This window comes from Cellulomonas sp. NPDC058312 (assembly GCF_042880135.1).
Taxonomy (GTDB): domain Bacteria; phylum Actinomycetota; class Actinomycetes; order Actinomycetales; family Cellulomonadaceae; genus Cellulomonas.
The window spans coordinates 75,507-90,557 of sequence record NZ_JBHVZE010000005.1 but is presented as its reverse complement, the minus strand read 5'-3'; the positions used below and the strand labels follow the sequence as shown (position 1 = coordinate 90,557).

General features: G+C 72.7%; 20 protein-coding genes and 1 riboswitch. Of the genes, 14 read left to right on the top strand and 6 right to left on the bottom strand.

Annotated elements, in window-relative coordinates:
• The first annotated feature begins 136 nt into the window (after window positions 1–136).
• The 5 genes from ACFVXN_RS15510 to ACFVXN_RS15490 are packed head-to-tail and all read left to right on the top strand — an operon-like array spanning window position 137 to window position 2,536.
• A complete protein-coding gene (locus ACFVXN_RS15510) occupies window positions 137–424 on the top strand; it encodes a hypothetical protein (protein ID WP_389234335.1) in 288 nt (95 codons plus the stop codon).
• On the top strand, window positions 421–786 hold the full coding sequence (locus tag ACFVXN_RS15505) for a hypothetical protein (RefSeq protein ID WP_389234332.1): 366 nt from the start codon (window positions 421–423) through the stop codon (window positions 784–786). The genes ACFVXN_RS15510 and ACFVXN_RS15505 overlap by 4 nt, the downstream gene beginning before the upstream one ends.
• Window positions 783–1,505: a hypothetical protein gene (locus ACFVXN_RS15500; RefSeq protein WP_389234329.1), complete on the top strand. Its 723-nt coding sequence runs from the start codon at window positions 783–785 to the stop codon at window positions 1,503–1,505. The genes ACFVXN_RS15505 and ACFVXN_RS15500 overlap by 4 nt, the downstream gene beginning before the upstream one ends.
• A complete protein-coding gene (locus ACFVXN_RS15495; RefSeq protein WP_389234326.1) occupies window positions 1,489–1,854 on the top strand; it encodes a hypothetical protein in 366 nt (121 codons plus the stop codon). Before ACFVXN_RS15500 ends, ACFVXN_RS15495 begins: the two co-directional genes overlap by 17 nt.
• Window positions 1,844–2,536, top strand: a complete 693-nt coding sequence (locus ACFVXN_RS15490) for a hypothetical protein (RefSeq protein ID WP_389234323.1) — start codon at window positions 1,844–1,846, stop codon at window positions 2,534–2,536. The genes ACFVXN_RS15495 and ACFVXN_RS15490 overlap by 11 nt, the downstream gene beginning before the upstream one ends.
• Before the next feature lie 342 nt (window positions 2,537–2,878).
• Here ACFVXN_RS15490 and ACFVXN_RS15485 read toward each other — a convergent pair whose 3' ends face one another.
• The 6 genes from ACFVXN_RS15485 to ACFVXN_RS15460 form a co-directional block, all read right to left on the bottom strand.
• Window positions 2,879–3,676: a C40 family peptidase gene (locus ACFVXN_RS15485; protein WP_389234321.1), complete on the bottom strand. Its 798-nt coding sequence runs from the start codon at window positions 3,674–3,676 to the stop codon at window positions 2,879–2,881.
• Window positions 3,676–3,854, bottom strand: a riboswitch (cyclic di-AMP (ydaO/yuaA leader). It overlaps the preceding gene by 1 nt.
• Window positions 3,855–3,970: 116 nt before the next feature.
• Complete coding sequence (locus tag ACFVXN_RS15480; RefSeq protein WP_389234318.1) at window positions 3,971–4,534, bottom strand: D-alanyl-D-alanine carboxypeptidase family protein; 564 nt, start codon at window positions 4,532–4,534, stop codon at window positions 3,971–3,973.
• Between the two features lie 42 nt (window positions 4,535–4,576).
• On the bottom strand, window positions 4,577–6,022 hold the full coding sequence (locus ACFVXN_RS15475) for a peptidoglycan DD-metalloendopeptidase family protein (RefSeq protein ID WP_389234315.1): 1,446 nt from the start codon (window positions 6,020–6,022) through the stop codon (window positions 4,577–4,579).
• Window positions 6,019–6,240: a hypothetical protein gene (locus ACFVXN_RS15470; protein ID WP_389234312.1), complete on the bottom strand. Its 222-nt coding sequence runs from the start codon at window positions 6,238–6,240 to the stop codon at window positions 6,019–6,021. The genes ACFVXN_RS15475 and ACFVXN_RS15470 overlap by 4 nt, the downstream gene beginning before the upstream one ends.
• Window positions 6,241–6,417: 177 nt before the next feature.
• Window positions 6,418–6,996 (bottom strand): CueP family metal-binding protein, encoded by a 579-nt coding sequence (locus ACFVXN_RS15465; RefSeq protein ID WP_389234309.1) that lies wholly within the window; start codon window positions 6,994–6,996, stop codon window positions 6,418–6,420.
• Between the two features lie 75 nt (window positions 6,997–7,071).
• Window positions 7,072–7,482: a hypothetical protein gene (locus tag ACFVXN_RS15460; protein ID WP_389234306.1), complete on the bottom strand. Its 411-nt coding sequence runs from the start codon at window positions 7,480–7,482 to the stop codon at window positions 7,072–7,074.
• Between the two features lie 123 nt (window positions 7,483–7,605).
• Between ACFVXN_RS15460 and ACFVXN_RS15455 the strand changes: the two genes are divergently transcribed.
• From ACFVXN_RS15455 to ACFVXN_RS15415, 9 genes are all read left to right on the top strand, one after another.
• Entirely contained in the window at window positions 7,606–8,328 is a 723-nt protein-coding gene (locus ACFVXN_RS15455) for a response regulator (RefSeq protein WP_389234303.1), read from the top strand.
• On the top strand, window positions 8,325–9,461 hold the full coding sequence (locus ACFVXN_RS15450) for a sensor histidine kinase (protein WP_389234301.1): 1,137 nt from the start codon (window positions 8,325–8,327) through the stop codon (window positions 9,459–9,461). Before ACFVXN_RS15455 ends, ACFVXN_RS15450 begins: the two co-directional genes overlap by 4 nt.
• 73 nt (window positions 9,462–9,534) lie before the next feature.
• Window positions 9,535–9,849, top strand: coding sequence for a glutaredoxin (locus ACFVXN_RS15445; RefSeq protein WP_389234298.1), 315 nt, complete (start codon window positions 9,535–9,537; stop codon window positions 9,847–9,849).
• A 1-nt stretch (window position 9,850) separates the two neighbouring features.
• Entirely contained in the window at window positions 9,851–10,804 is a 954-nt protein-coding gene (locus ACFVXN_RS15440; protein ID WP_389234295.1) for a cytochrome c biogenesis CcdA family protein, read from the top strand.
• Window positions 10,801–11,427: a peroxiredoxin family protein gene (locus tag ACFVXN_RS15435; protein ID WP_389234292.1), complete on the top strand. Its 627-nt coding sequence runs from the start codon at window positions 10,801–10,803 to the stop codon at window positions 11,425–11,427. The genes ACFVXN_RS15440 and ACFVXN_RS15435 overlap by 4 nt, the downstream gene beginning before the upstream one ends.
• Window positions 11,428–11,446: 19 nt before the next feature.
• Window positions 11,447–11,638 carry a hypothetical protein gene (locus ACFVXN_RS15430; protein WP_389234289.1) on the top strand — a complete coding sequence of 64 codons (192 nt, stop codon included), beginning with the start codon at window positions 11,447–11,449 and terminating at the stop codon, window positions 11,636–11,638.
• A gap of 40 nt (window positions 11,639–11,678) precedes the next feature.
• A complete protein-coding gene (locus ACFVXN_RS15425; protein WP_389234286.1) occupies window positions 11,679–12,299 on the top strand; it encodes a DUF305 domain-containing protein in 621 nt (206 codons plus the stop codon).
• A 177-nt stretch (window positions 12,300–12,476) separates the two neighbouring features.
• On the top strand, window positions 12,477–12,752 hold the full coding sequence (locus tag ACFVXN_RS15420; protein ID WP_389234283.1) for a DUF2933 domain-containing protein: 276 nt from the start codon (window positions 12,477–12,479) through the stop codon (window positions 12,750–12,752).
• Between the two features lie 102 nt (window positions 12,753–12,854).
• On the top strand, window positions 12,855–15,047 hold the full coding sequence (locus tag ACFVXN_RS15415) for a heavy metal translocating P-type ATPase (protein WP_389234280.1): 2,193 nt from the start codon (window positions 12,855–12,857) through the stop codon (window positions 15,045–15,047).
• The last annotated feature ends 4 nt before the right edge of the window (window positions 15,048–15,051 follow it).

Below are 15,051 nucleotides of genomic sequence, written 5' to 3'. Positions count from 1 at the left end.
CCGCCACGAGGAGCGCCGCCCCGCGAGACGAGGGAGGGCAGCCGTGAACACCATCGGCTCCCGGTTCAGGGCAACACGGTCCGCACGGACGACGGGTACGCAGGTGCGGTGGTGGGGAGCGTCGATCGTGTCCTGCGTGGTCACGCTGGTCGGCGGGATCGCGGCGCTGCTCGCCGGTGAGCCGGTCACGGTCGCGGTCTGCCTGTTCGCGATGACCGTCGTGGTCGGCACCTCGCGGCTCCAGGCCCGCGACGAGTTCCGCCGCGGGTGGCGGTACGGGTACGAGAGCGCGGTCCGCGTGGTCATCGAGGGCAAGGCCGGGCGCACGACCGACATCGAGGCGCGCGCCACCGTCAACGGCGACCCGACACCCGAGCCGTGGGAGCGTCACGTCCCGCCGGTCCTCCCGCCGAGGTCGTCATGAACGCGCCCAGCGTCTCCGAGCTCGTGCTGGCCGACGCCCACGGCGTCTGGGCGATCTGCTCGTCCAGCCCGACCGCCTACTACGTGGACGCCGACTCCTCGCTGCTGCTGCGGCAGCCCGGGCCGGGATCGTCGCCCGGCCCCGGTGACGGCCGTTGGGTTCCGCTGGTCCAGGTCGTGGCGCTGTTCGGTCGCGACGAGGGAGTCATCCGCGTCGGCGACCGGCACAAGTACACCTACGACTGGGACCCCGCCGGCGCCGACTACGGGTGGTGGCTCCAGCGCTTGGTGACGTCGATCGACTACGTCGAGGCCGAGGAGCTCGCCGGACTGCCGGCCTTCCCGCAGGACGGCCGGCTGTGACCGGCATCGGGCGCCCGTGGCTGTGGTCGCTGCCGACCCGGGTGGAGCTCGCCGAAGGCGCCGTGATCCGGTTCGAGGAGCACGGCCAGGCGGGTCTCGCGTTCGAGCAGAGCCAGATCGACAAGATGTTCGAGGTGGGCCTGATGCAGCCACCGCGGACGACCGAACGAGACCCGAACGTCCCGACCGGTGTCACCTTGAACGGCGATGCGCGGTTCCTCGTCGGGCAGGTCGACCTCGGGCGCGACGTCGGCTTGGAGGTCCTCGTCCGTGGCCTCGAGGCCGCGGTCCACGCCTCCGCCCAGGAGCTCCGCGACCGGGATCCGCAAGCGCCGGCCGACCCGAGCGCGAGCGAGCGCAAGCCGCACGGCTCCCGGGAAGAGGACGCACGGCTGAGGGTCATGACCATCGACGAGGCCGCCGACCAGTGGCACGAGCTCCTCCCCGGGATCGAGCGATGGGAGCGGGTCGTCCTGACCGAGGACGGTCGACGGGTCGCGCTCATCGTCGCGTGGGACTGGTGGGCCCTGCACCGGCACCGCACCTCCTCGATCGAGGCCGTCTACTGGTCGAGCTGGTTCACGGGCGAGTTCAACGTCGGCGCGTACGCCTGGGACCTCATGCGACTGCTCGAACCCCGCGACGCCCGCATCAAGTTCCCCGACGACGAGGTCGACGACGAGAACGACGACGCGGGTCCCGATGAGCAGCCCGGTTGACCCGATGCGCACCCCCGGTCGCTGGCTGGTCACGACCGCGTCCGGAGCGATCCACCTGATCGAGTCGGTCGCTCCGGACGGCGTGGTCACCGCCACGCGCGTCACGGGGGGTCCCGTCGGTGACGACCCGAGGTTTCCGCTGGGCTCGCTGCGGCGCGACGACGAGTCGCTCCAGGTCATCGCGATCTACCACGTGGTCGACGGCCGGCCGGTGCGGGGGTTTGCTCTCGGCGAGGACATGTACCTCACCTTGGAGCCTCTGGATCCCGCGGCTATCGAGACGCTGCGCCGCACGACGCCAGTGGTGGGAATCGAGGAGCTCGGCGAAGGGGCGTTCGATGCCCGATGACCTGACGAGGCCGGAACCGGTCGGCGGCGAACAAAGCCGTCGTGCGGACGCGGCCGCTGCCCGTCGCCGCCTGCTCGAGGCCGCGCCTGGTTCGGTGCGTGACCTGGACGCCGCCGCACAGTGCGAGTGCAGCTGCCACCCGAAGCCGGGTAACCCGGAGGTCCACGCCGGTGCCGTCTGCTCTTGCCAGTGGTCCGCGCAGGAGCGGTCGGACCACCTCGCGAACTTCCGGCGTGTGATGGAGGCCGGACGTGAGCAGCAGGAAGCCGAGCGTGAGGCGGACGAGCGGGCGCTCGCCGCTGCCGCTGCCGCGCTCGGCATCGAGGCGAGAGAGGAGTCGGCCGCGGCGCCGTGGGTCGTCGTCGGAACCGTCGACGGACACCGGTTCTACCTGCGGGAGCGGTGGGACTCCTACACGATCGTGCTGGGCCCGGAAGAGGACCCGGACCTCGATCCGTGGGCGGCGCCGGCCGATGCCCCGACGGTCCTCGTCCGGTCCGGTGACGCCAGCGAGCTGTACGCGGCGGGTCGCGTCGACTACGCCCGGGCCTTCACCCTCGTGGCGGGCGAGATCCGTGCCTACCGACGTCGTGTCACCTGCCCGCACGCGCACGCACCAGGCGACCGGTACTGCCCCGCGTGTGGCGTGCCGTTGAAGGACCCGGCGCTTCCTGACGACTAGCCAGCAGCCGGCGGCCCCGCTCGGTGATGAAGTCGCTCATGAGCCGACGGTGCGTCGCGCACACAACGGGGCGCTGAACTCGTTGGCGAGCTCTCTGCCGGCATCCGTGATCAGCGACCGGTTCGGGCCGACCATCGCCGCCTCGACTGGGTGGCCCGTCGTGCCGGACGCGACTGGCTGAGCTGCCTCAACGCGATGAACGACCGATCGCCTGCGTCATCTCCTGGTGTGTACCGGACCCGCTGGCAAGGTGCTGCTCGAGTGCTTCGGACCAGGCGCGCACGAAGACCTGCGGCGGTCAGCGGGCTGCACACTTCACGGCGTGCAGCCCGCTGCTCCCGACTACCCGACGCGGATGAACTTCGGGTTGGACTGCCAGATCTCCCGGATCTGGATGCTCTTGCCGGGGGTGGGTGCGTCGACCTGCAGGTTCCCGCCGGCGTAGATCGAGATGTGCCCCGGGGACCAGATCAGGTCGCCGGGCTGGGCCTGGTCGCGCGGGACCTCCACGCCGGCGTACCGCTGGTCGCCGGACGTGCGGGGCAGCGTGATCCCCACCTGCGCGTAGACGTAGGAGGTGAACCCGGAGCAGTCGAATCCGGACGGGGTCGTGCCGCCCCAGACGTACGGGATCCCGACGAGGCTCGAGGCGATCTCGACGATGGCGCTGCCGTTCGCGCTCGCCGGCGCGGGCGCGCCGACGGCCGCGGGTGCCGGCTCGGCGGCCGGGGCGGCGGGCTCGGCCGATCGCGAGCGGCTGGCCGCCTCCTCGGGCTCGGGCTCGGGCTCCTCCTCGACGACGGGCGGCGGGGGCGGCGGCGGGGTCACGGCGGTCACGGCCGGGTTCTCGAACGTCCAGGACGCCTCTGCGGGCGAGGCGACGACCGGGGCGGCCTCGACGATGGCCCGGGCCGACTGGGTCAGGGCCGAGACGTCCACGGCGGTCGTCCGCACCTCGTCGTCCGCGAGGGCCGGTGCCGCGAGGAGCGACACCGCCAGGCCGGACGAGGCGACGGCTGCGCCGGTGCGTCGCGTAGCGCTGGAGAAGTTGTGCGCCGCGGTGAGGCGGGCGTCGGTGAGCACGGTGTGTGCTCGGCCGTCCGCGCGGTGCCGCGCGGCGGTGGTCTGGCGTGTAGGCATGGATGTCTCCTGCCGCCTGCGGGGTGAGCTGTCGGGTTCGGGCGGGAGACGCCCGGCCGGTCCGTGGACCGGCTTCACCCCGAGGGCACGTGCGTGCCCGACGATCGGTGGTTCCCCCGTTCCTGCCGTACGTGGTCGAGATGATCCGGGTGGTGGCAGGACTCGGCGTCCACCCGGTCGCTCAGATCTGCCCCTGAGCGCGTTGATGACGGTGCTGCTCCGGGCGAGCCCGGAGGGTCGTGTGGTCTCAGTCCTCCCTCGTCCGTCCTGGTGACCGCAGCGGGTGCTGCGGCCTCACGTCTTGTAGACCCAGTGCCACGGTTCGCGTGGGGTGTCCTCGACGAATCCGAACCGCCCTGCGTTCGCGCGCATCCACTTCTGGGCGGCGTCGTCCAGATCGAGGTCGACGGCCACGCCCCAGCCGTGCGGGCTGGTGCCCGGCTGGGCCGCCAGGCCGCCCTGGGAGTACAGGCCCTTGCGGCGGGCGACATCGACCTGGGCGTCGTAGGACCGGTAGGAGTCGGTGATGCCGATGTCGACCCCGTCGCGCTCGGCGGCGGCCAGCAGCTGTTCGAGGGCCTGGCCCGCGGGAGCCCACAGCCGGTGCCCGGTGCTCCCGATCTCGGAGAGGGCGTCGCGCGGGACCTTCCCGTTGCCGTAGGCCGCGAGGTCGGCGGGCACGCCCTGCGCGTTGCGGGCGGTCGAGGCGCTGGTCGTCGTGCCGTCGACGGCCGCCGAGAGCGCCGCCGCGAACGCGTCGCCCGAACCCGCCGCAACCGTGGTGGAGCGGGGTGTGGTGGTGCCGATGAGCTGGCGGATCTCAAGGATGCGCGCGCTGGTCGCGGTGATGCCGTCCACGCGGTTCTCCTTCCGGTGTCGCGCAGCAGGTACGGGTGGTGGTCATCGCAGCCCGAGCAGGGGTGCGGGGTCGACGGTCTTGCCGCCGACGTAGACCTCGAAGTGCAGGTGGCACGCGCCGGACAGGCCGGTGTTGCCGGAGTACCCGATGAGCTGGCCGCGGGTCACGGACTGTCCGGCGCGGACCACCGACCGGGTCAGGTGGTTCGAGGAGCTCATCAGCGACTGCCCGTTGACGGTGCCGTAGCTGAGCATCACCTGGTTGCCGAAGCCGCTGCGCCACTCGGCCCACTGCACGGTGCCGTCGCGCGGCGCGTACAGCGGGGTGTTGCAGTAGGTGCGCAGGTCGATCCCGGCGTGCAGGCGCGTGTAGCCCAGGATCGGGTGCAGCCGCATGCCGTAGTTCGAGGTGACGTACATCGGTTGGATCGACGTCGGATTCGAGAACAGAGCGCCGGACTCGGCCGCCGGCGGCGGTGCGGCCGGCGGTGCCGCGGGTGGCGCGGCGGGCCCCGGCTTGCCCGGTACAGCGGGCTCCGGCTGCGCGGGGCTCGCTGGTGCCGACTGCGCTGCAGCCGCGGCTGCGGCTGCGGCCGCGGCGGCGGCTTCGGCCTCCTGCTGCGCCGCGATCCGCGCGATCTCCGCGTCCGCGGTGGCTCGGGCGGCGTCGGCCGCTGCCTGCTCCGCCTCGGCCTGGCCCTTCATACCCTCGATGCGCGCGGCGGCGGCCGTCTGGTCGGCCACGGCCCGCTCCAGGGCGGCGCTCTGCTCGCGCTGGGCGGCCAGGGCGTCATCCGCTGCGCGGGCCTCGCTCTCGGCCTGCTGCTCGAGATCGTCGAGCGTCTGGACCACGGACTGCAGCCGGGACTCGTTGCTGCGCCCGGCGGCCTCCAGCTCGATCAGCTCGTCGAGCGTCCGCGCCTGCATCCGCTGGGCCGTGGACGCCGTGGACGACCGAGACTGGAAGTCCTCCACCGAGCTCGCGCCGACCGCGATCTCCAGACCCGAGGAGCTGGACCGCCCCTGGTAGGCGGCGCGCGCGAGCTGGGCGACGGTGGACCGCACCTCGGCGGTCCGGGTGGAGTCCAGCTCGATCTGAGCCACCAGCGAGGCGTGCACGTCGCTGGTGTCTTCCAGCCGGGTGCGCGCGAGCGTGGCCTGCCGCTGGGCGGCGTCCGCGGTCCGCGTCGCCTCGTCGAGCGCCGCCTGGGCGGCGGGCAGGCGAGCCTTCGTCTCCTCCAGCGTCAGCACGGCCTGCGCCAGCTCCGCGGACAGGTCCTCGACCGACTCCTGCGCGTCCTCGTACTGACGCTGCGCGGCCTCGGCGCGCTGCTGGGCCGCGCGCGCCTGGTCGTCGGTGGTGTCACCGGCGGCCGGCGCGGCCGGGAGCAGCACCGTCGCGGCCATGACCGCTACCAGGGTTGCCGTCGCGAGCGCGCGGGAGCGGCCCGCGGTCGCGGCACGCGACCGGCGGGTGGGGGCGCTCACCACGGGCGGCTCGAGCGGTTCGGTCCCGCGGCGTCCAGGTCGGCCCGGAGCCGGCCGTACAGCTCGGCGTCGATCGTCCCCGACGCGAGCCACTCATCGAGCGCGGCACGCGGACTGCTGGCGCCGCGAGTCGGGAACAGCCGGGACACGCCCCAGACGGCCAGGGCGATCAGGGCGAGCCAGGCGGTGCCCATGACGGCCCAGCCGGCGGGGGTCATCTGGCACCACATGCCGGGCCGCCGCTCGACCGGTGACCGTCGTGAGGTACGTGCATGCCTTCAACTGTCGGCAGCGCGCGTCAAGTCTCCTCTGGCGGACGATGAAGATTTGATCAAGATCACCGGGCCGAACCGCGCCGTGCGGGCCGGCGGGGCCGGTGCGCGCCGCCGCGACGGTCAGGTGAGCTGCAGGCTGGTCAGGCAGGTCAGGTCGTCGGGGCCGGTCTCGACGCTCGTCTCGGCACTGCGGCCGGCAGCGGTGACGGTGATGGTGGCGCTGATGTCCCGCGGGAGCCAGAACCCGGCGAACCCGTTGTCGTGGGTCCGGCTGGTCTCGTCGACGTAAACCTCGCCGGTGCGGTCGTCGACGACCCGGACCGTGATCTCCTCGCCGCCCATCTCGCCGGTGCAGGTGGTCAGTGAGTGGAAGAAGCAGTCGTGCGTCTGGTCCACGTACGGCGCGATCGACAGGTAGTGGCTCTCCTCGATCGGGACCGAGACCTCCTGCGACCCGTCCGGCGCGGACACCAGGACCTCGTCCTGCCGGATGGACGCCATCACGTCCTGGGGCCGCTCGTCCACGGGCGTCGCCTCGAGCTGGTCGATCAGCTCCGTGGCGTCCAGGGCAGCCCACTGCTCGACGGCGGTGGCCGCTTCGGTCTCGCGCTCGGGATCAGGTTGCGCGGCGCAGCCCGCCAGAACCAGGGCCGCGAGCACCGCGGAGACGATCAGCCGGGGACGGGTCGAAAGGCGCATGGTCTCCACCGTAGGAACGTGCCGGACGCGCACGGGTGGGCACGAAGTCCCAGAGCGGCCGGTCGCGGAACTGGATCAGTGTGCGGACGCTGCCACGTCGGCCGGAGCATCGGCGCCGCGGTCGATCAGGTGCTCGGCGAGCTCGGGTGGGAGCGGTCGGGCACCCGGGCCGCCGGCGCGCAGCCAGCGCTCCAGGGCCGCGGTCCCACGGTCGCCCGCGAGGCGCTCGAACCACACGGGCCCTGCTCCGGCACGCCGGCACACGCCCGAGGGGCGGGCCACGACCACGTCGCCGCGCTCGCACTCGTCGAGGCACTCCACCAGCGTCAGGCGGGCCGCGCCGCGCTCGGCCATCGCACGCAGCCGGGCCATCTGGCCACCCGGCTCCGGGTCGCCCTGTCCCAGCGTCTCGCCCGCGCACAGCGAGCAGGCGGTCAGCCCGGGCAGGCTGGCGTCCCGGGCGGACTCGGTGGGGGTGTCAGGCACCGGACGACGATAAGGGGCAGGCCCACGCGGGGATGTCCTCGGTCGATGAAGTTTCGATCAGGAAGTGGCGACCGGATCCGTCCCGTGCTCGTCGCGGTCCGTCCTCCTGGCGACAATGGCCGCATGACACCGCCCGGGGCCACGATGCGTGCCGTCGTGATCGACGACGAGCAGGCGCTCGCCTCCGTCGTGGGCGGCTACCTCGAGCGCGAGGGCTTCGAGGTGGCCCTGTGCCACGACGGCAGCGCCGCGATCGCGCTGCTGCGCGAGGTCGACCCGGACGTCGTGGTCCTGGACCTCGGGCTGCCGGGCGTCGACGGGATCGAGATCTGCCGGCAGCTGCGCACGTTCTCCGACTGCTACGTCGTCATGCTCACCGCGCGCAGCGACGAGGTCGACACCCTGATCGGGCTGTCCGTCGGCGCGGACGACTACATGACCAAGCCGTTCAGCCCGCGCGAGCTCACGGCCCGCATCCGCGTCATGCTGCGCCGCCCGCGCCGAGCCACCCCGACCGGCCAGACAGCCACGCCGGTCGAGACCCGCACGGTCACCGTCGGCGGCCTCGTCCTCGACCTCGACGCGCGCGAGGTCGAGGTCGACGGCGAGCCGGTCGTCCTGACCCGCCTCGAGTTCGACGTGCTCGCCGCACTGGCGTCGCGCCCCGGCGTGGTGTTCTCCCGGGCCGCGCTGATCCGCGCCGTGTGGGGCGAGGGCTGGGTCGGCGACGAGCACCTGGTCGACGTCCACGTCCTGCACGTGCGGCGCAAGCTCAAGGACACCGCCCAGCAGCAACGGTTCGTGCGCACCGTGCGCGGGGTCGGCTACCGGATGGGACCCGGATGAGGACACGCGACGCCGTCGGCCCCGGCAGCATCGGACGACGGCTCCTGGTCTCGATCGTCCTGGTGCTCGTCGCCGCCGCGGCCACCGCCTGGCTGGTCGCGACCGTCGTGGGACCGGCCCTGTTCCACGAGCACCTCGTGCAGGCCAACATCGCCGACCACGAGCTCGCCGACCTGCACATCGAAGAGGCGTTCCAGTCCGCGAGCACCATCGCCCTGGGGCTCGCGATGGTCGTCGCCGGCATCACCGCCCTGACCGTCAGCGTGGTCCTGACCCGCCGCGTCGGCCGGTCCGTCTCCCAGATGTCCCGCGCCGCCGCCCAGGTCGGCGCAGGCCAGTTCGACGCCCGCGTCCCGCTGCCGGGCATCGGGGTCGAGTTCGACCAGCTCGCCGGTTCCTTCAACACCATGGCCGCCCACCTCGAGGCCGACGAACGACTGCGCGAGCGGCTCCTGACTGACGTCGCCCACGAGCTGCGCACCCCGGCCGCGACCCTCACCGCCTACGTCGAAGCGCTCGAGGACGGCGTGCGGGTCCTGGACACCGAGACGATCGCGGTCCTGAACGACCAGGCCCAGCGCCTGACCCGACTCGCCAGCGACCTGGCCGCGGTCACCCGCGCCGAGAGCGGCGAGCTCGACCTGCACCTGACCGACGTCCCCGCCGGTGACCTCGTCGACGCCGCCGCGCTCATCGCCCGCGAGCGGGCCGACACCGCGGGCGTCACCCTCACCACGCAGACCAGCAGCGACGCCGGGGTCGTACGGGTCGATCGCGTCCGCATGGCGCAGGTCCTGGACAACCTCGTGGTGAACGCGATCCGCCACACACCCGCCGGTGGGCGCATCACTCTCGCCGCCGGACGTCGCGACGCGGCCACGATCGAACTGACCGTGACCGACACCGGCGAGGGCGTCGCTGCGGAGCACCTGCCGCACCTGTTCGAGCGGTTCTACCGCGTCGACAGCGCCCGCGACCGCCGCCACGGCGGGTCGGGCGTCGGCCTGGCGATCTGCCGGGCACTGGTCCAGGCCCACGGCGGCACCATCCACGCGGCCAGCGACGGCCCGGGCCGCGGCTCGCGGTTCACCGTCCGGCTGCCGGACGCGACCGGCGCCGCCACGCGCGCCTGACCGGCGGCTGGCTTCATCGAATCTCCATGCGTGCGTGATCGTCGGTGCAGGTGGCGCGCGGGACCGTGGTGGCATGCCCAGCACGCCCGGCCCGTTGACGAGCCTGACCGACCCGGTCGTCACGGTGGTGCGCTCACCCGCCTGCCACCTCTGCGAAGCCGCACTCGACACCCTCGACCGGCTGCGTGAGCGCACCCCGCTGCGGCTGCGGGTGCTGGAGGCACGGTCCGACGAGGGGCAGCTGCTGGTCGCCGAGCACCGCGCAGCGATGAGCCCGCTGGTCCTGCTCGACGGGCAGTTCGTCAGCTCCGGGCGGCTGCGCACCGGGCACCTGCTCGACCTGCTGCGCCAGCGCGGCGCCGACGTCCCGCTGACCGCGGTGCGCTGAGATGGGTTCGGAGCTGCTGACCACCGGCAGCGTGCTGGCGGCGTTCTTCGCCGGCGGCGTCGCGCTGTTCGCGCCGTGCTGCATCGTGTTCCTCGCGCCCAGCTACCTCGCCGGTGCCGTGAAGAACCGCCGGTGGCGGCTGCTGCCCCTGACGTTCGTGTTCGCCGCCGGCCTGGCGACCGTCCTGCTGCCCATCACCCTGGGCGTCAGCATGGTCGCCGGCGCGATCGCCCGCTACCACGCGCCGTTGTACTACGCCGGCGGCGCCCTGATGCTCGCGCTCGCCGCGCTCGCGCTGTCCGGGCGCATGTGGTCGCTGCCCAGCGCGCTGCGCGCCCCCGACACCCGCCGCGGCGACACCGCCAGCTTCTTCGCCCTCGGCGTCTTCTCCGGGATCGCGTCCAGTTGCTGCGCGCCCGTGCTCGCCGGCGTGATGACCCTGTCCGCACTGTCGGGCTCGCCGGCCGGCGGGCTGCTGCTCGGCCTGGCCTACGTCTTCGGCATGGTCTTCCCGCTGTTCGTCATGGCTCTGGTCTGGGACAAGGCCCGGCTGCGGGACCGCGCCTGGCTGAGCCCCCGGACCGTCCGGCTGCGCCTGGCCGGTCGGACGCTCACCACGAGCACCTTGAACATCGCCGTCGCCGCCGGGTTCACCGTCATGGGCGTGGCCGTCATCCTGCTGGCCGGCAGCCCGGACATGACCCGAGGAACCCAGGCGCAGGCTGCGATCGGCCGCACGCTGACCTCGGTGTTCTCCCGGTTCGAGGACTGGACCTCCCCGGTGCCCGAGCCCGTACTCGGGCTGGCGCTGGTCGCCCTGGCCGCGCTGTTCGTCTGGGGCACCTTGTCCGAACGCCGACGCGGACGCACGACCCGGCCCGAGAGCACGACCGAGCAGCGACCCACGGGCGAGGCGAGCTGCCACGAGCACGACACCGAAGGAGCACACCGATGACCTCCGCCACGGCCGCCCGCAAGCAGCGCGCCGCCGCCCTCGCTCAGGTCCGGCGCGACCAGGATCAGCACGACCGTCGGCGCAAGATCGTCATCACCACCGCGTCCGCCGCGCTGGTGCTCCTCGTCATCGCCGTGGTCGCCGCCGCGTTGCTGTCCTCGCGTGAGGTCACCTCGACCGAGGCCGGACCCGCGCCCGACTTCACGCTCGAGAGCACCGACGGGTCCACCGTGCGCCTGTCGGACTTCCGCGGCTCGCCGGTCGTCCTGTACTTCAACGAGGGCGCCGGCTGCGGGTCCTGCCTGCAGCAGATGGGCGAGATCGAGAAGGACCCCGCCTTCGCGGACGCAGGCATCACCGTCCTGCCGATCGTGATGAACACTGCCGAGCAGATCAGCGCCGACATGGCCACCTACGGCGTGACGACTCCCTTCCTGCTCGACGACGGCACCGTCTCGGAGCAGTACGGGACCCTCGGCACCGGCATGCACGAAGGACTTCCCGGACACAGCTTCGTCCTCGTCGACGCCGACGGCACCCGCCGCTGGTCCGGCAACTACCCCTCGATGTGGCTGGCCCCCGACGACCTGCTCGAGCAGGTCCAGGCCAACCTGCCCGCCTGACCCACCCAAGGAGACGCGCATGAGCGACCAGTGCTGCCAGTTCACGATGACCGACGAGGACGAGCTCGACCGTCCCGACAGCGTCGTCCCCGAGCAGACCGCGAGCCCGGAGTCCGGGTGCTGCGGCACCGCCACGAGCCAGGCGGGCAGCAGCTGCTGCGGCGGCTCGACCCCGGCCGGCACCACGAGCATCACCACGCCCGTCGCCTGACCTCCGGCACGACGAGCCAGCCCGACCCGAAGGAGTCCCCATGTCCCCGAAGAAGCGCCACACGCTCGCAGCCGCTGCAGCGTCGCTGGCCCTCGGAGTCGTCCTCAGCGCCTGCTCCAACGGCGCCGAGACCGCCAGCGGCGACCAGCCCAGCACCAGCACGTCCGACGCGGCGGACGCCGCGTCCCGGGAGCACAACGACGCGGACACCGAGTTCGCGCAGATGATGATCTTGCACCACCAGGGCGCCATCGAGATGGCCACCATGGCCGAGGGTCGCGCGCAGACCGAGCAGGTCCAGCAGCTGTCCAGCGACATCCAGTTCGCCCAGCAGCCCGAGATCGACCTCATGACCTCCTGGCTGGAGACCTGGGGCGAGGAGCCGCCCAGCAGCGAGGACGACATGGGTGGGATGGACCACTCCAGCGGACACACCGGCATGGCCAACGACGAGCAGATGCAGCAGCTCGAAGACGCCGGCGCGGACTTCGACCGGATGTTCCTGGAGATGATGATCGAGCACCACCAGGGTGCGATCACCATGTCCGAGCAGGAGCAGGAGAACGGCCTCAACGAGGACGCGCTGGCCCTGGCGGGGACGATCATCGGCGACCAGACCGAGGAGATCGCCGAGATGAAGCAGATGCTCGCCGACATGTGAGCATCCAGGACGCAGCGCCACCGGGACACCCCCTTGCCCCGGTGGCGTTGCTGTGTCCGCAGCATGCTCGTCGGCTTCATCGACGCTTCACCGGCGCCGAAGGGCTCGCTCCACCCAGCACGTCGAGGATCGAGATCGGGCGACAAGCAGACCCGACCGAGCAGACGGAGCACCCCCGTGATCAAGCACCACCTCAAGCACATGGCCATCGCCGCAGCCGTCGTCCTCGCGCTGCTCCTCGCACTCGGTGTCGACCTGTCCGGCGCACTGCGCTACGCGCTGCTCCTGGCGTGCCCGCTCGGCATGGTCGCGATGATGCTCGTCATGGGCCGCGGGCGCGGCGGGCACGGCAACCCGCCGCACCCGCACGCCGGCCCGCACCCGGCTACCTCCGACGAAACGCAGCCGAGCAGCACCGACTGGCCGCGAGACGACCACGAACGCGTCTCCTGACATCCCCGCATACCCCCCGGAGGAATACCCCCGGGGGGTATGCCGTTGCAGGAGGTCGAGCGCCATCACCACGTGGAGCAGTCGACGAGAAGGGCCACCGACATGAGCCGCGACGACCACACCCAGCACCACGCCGACGCGCCGGACGGCACCCACCACGCCGGGCACGCCGGGCACGCCGAGTCGGCGCAGCCGCTGCGCGAGGACGCGGCCGGCCTGCCGCACGAGGGGCACCACGGGCGCGCGATGACCGCGACCCGCGCCGACGACGAACACCCCGGGTACGACACGCACGCCGGACACGAGGACCACGCCGGACACAGCGACCACGCCGGGCACGGCGGCCACGCGGGCCACGTCGAGAAGTTCCGGCGTCTGTTCTGGGTCATGCTCGTGCTCGCGATCCCGGTCGTCGCGACCAGCGGGATGTTCGCGATGGTGCTGGGCTACGAGCTGCCCGACCTCGCGTGGCTGTCGTGGGTCTCGCCCGTGCTCGGCACGGTGATGTTCGTCTGGGGCGGCGCGCCGTTCCTGACCGGTGCGGTCGAGGAGCTCAGGTCCCGGCGGCCCGGGATGATGCTGCTCATCGCCCTGGCGATCAGCGTCGCCTTCGTCGCGTCCTGGCTCTCGACCCTCGGGGTCGTCGCGCACGAGCTCGACTTCTGGTGGGAGCTCGCGCTGCTCATCGTGATCATGCTGCTCGGGCACTGGATCGAGATGCGGTCGCTGGCCCAGACCACCTCCGCCCTGGACTCCCTGGCCGCGCTCCTGCCCGACGAGGCCGAGCGCGTCGAGGGCGGCGACATCGTGCGGGTCGCCCCGGCGGACCTCACCGTCGACGACGTCGTGCTCGTGCGCCCCGGCGCCCGCGTCCCCGCCGACGGCGCGATCATCGACGGCGCCGCCGAGATGGACGAGTCCATGGTCACCGGCGAGTCGCGCACCGTGCGCCGCACCACCGGCGACCGTGTCGTCGCCGGCACCGTCGCGACCGACTCCGCGCTCCGGCTGCGGGTGACCGCCGTCGGCGACGACACCGCCCTGGCCGGTATCCAGCGGCTCGTGCTCGAGGCGCAGAACTCCTCTTCGCGCGCCCAGCGCCTGGCCGACAGCGCGGCCGCCTTGCTGTTCTGGTTCGCACTCGGCGCCGCGGCGATCACCGCGTTCGTCTGGTCGGTCCTCGGGATGCCCGACGCCGCCGTGATCCGCACCATCACCGTCCTGGTGATCGCCTGCCCCCACGCCCTCGGCCTGGCCATCCCGCTGGTGGTGTCCATCGCCACCGAGCGCGCCGCCCGCGGCGGCATCCTGGTCAAGGACCGGCTCGCGCTGGAGAGCATGCGCACCGTCTCCACCGTCGTGTTCGACAAGACCGGCACCCTGACCAAGGGTCAGCCCACCGTCACCGAGGTCCGCCCCGCGAACGGCTTCGCCCGTGACGACGTCCTGACGATGGCCGCCGCAGCCGAGGCCGACAGCGAGCACCCGCTCGCCCGCGCCATCGTCACCGCCGCCGCGCACCTGCCGGTCCCCGCCGCCACCGACTTCACGTCCTCGCCGGCCGTCGGCGTCCGGGCATCGGTCGCCGGACGCACCGTCGAGGTCGGCGGACCGAACCTGCTCAACGAGCGGGGCGTCACCGAGCTCGACGGCGTCGAGCAGTGGCGCACTCAGGGCGCGATCATCCTGCACGTCCTGGTCGACGGGCAGGTCGCCGGCGCCCTGAGGCTCGCCGACGAGATCCGCGAGGAGTCCCGCGCGGCGATCCGCGAGCTGCACGACCGCGGCGTCGACGTCGTCATGATCACCGGCGACGCCGAAGCCGTCGCCCGCACCGTGGCCACCGAGATCGGCATCGACCGGGTCTTCGCCGGCGTGCGACCGGAGGACAAGTCCGCCAAGGTCGCCGAGCTGCAGCGCGAGGGCCGCACCGTCGCGATGGTCGGCGACGGCGTCAACGACGCCCCCGCGCTCGCGCAGGCGGACGTCGGCATCGCGATCGGCGCCGGCACCGACGTCGCCATCGCCTCCGCCGGGGTGATCCTCGCCAGCGACGACCCGCGATCCGTGGTCTCTGTCATCGACCTGTCGTCCGCGAGCTACCGCAAGATGAAGCAGAACCTGTGGTGGGCCGCCGGCTACAACCTCATCGCCGTCCCGCTCGCGGCCGGCGTCCTCGCGCCGGTCGGCTTCGTCATGCCGATGTCGGTGGGCGCGATCCTCATGTCGGTGTCGACGATCGTCGTCGCGCTCAACGCCCAGCTCTTGCGTCGGCTGGACCTGCGGCCGCGGTGATCGA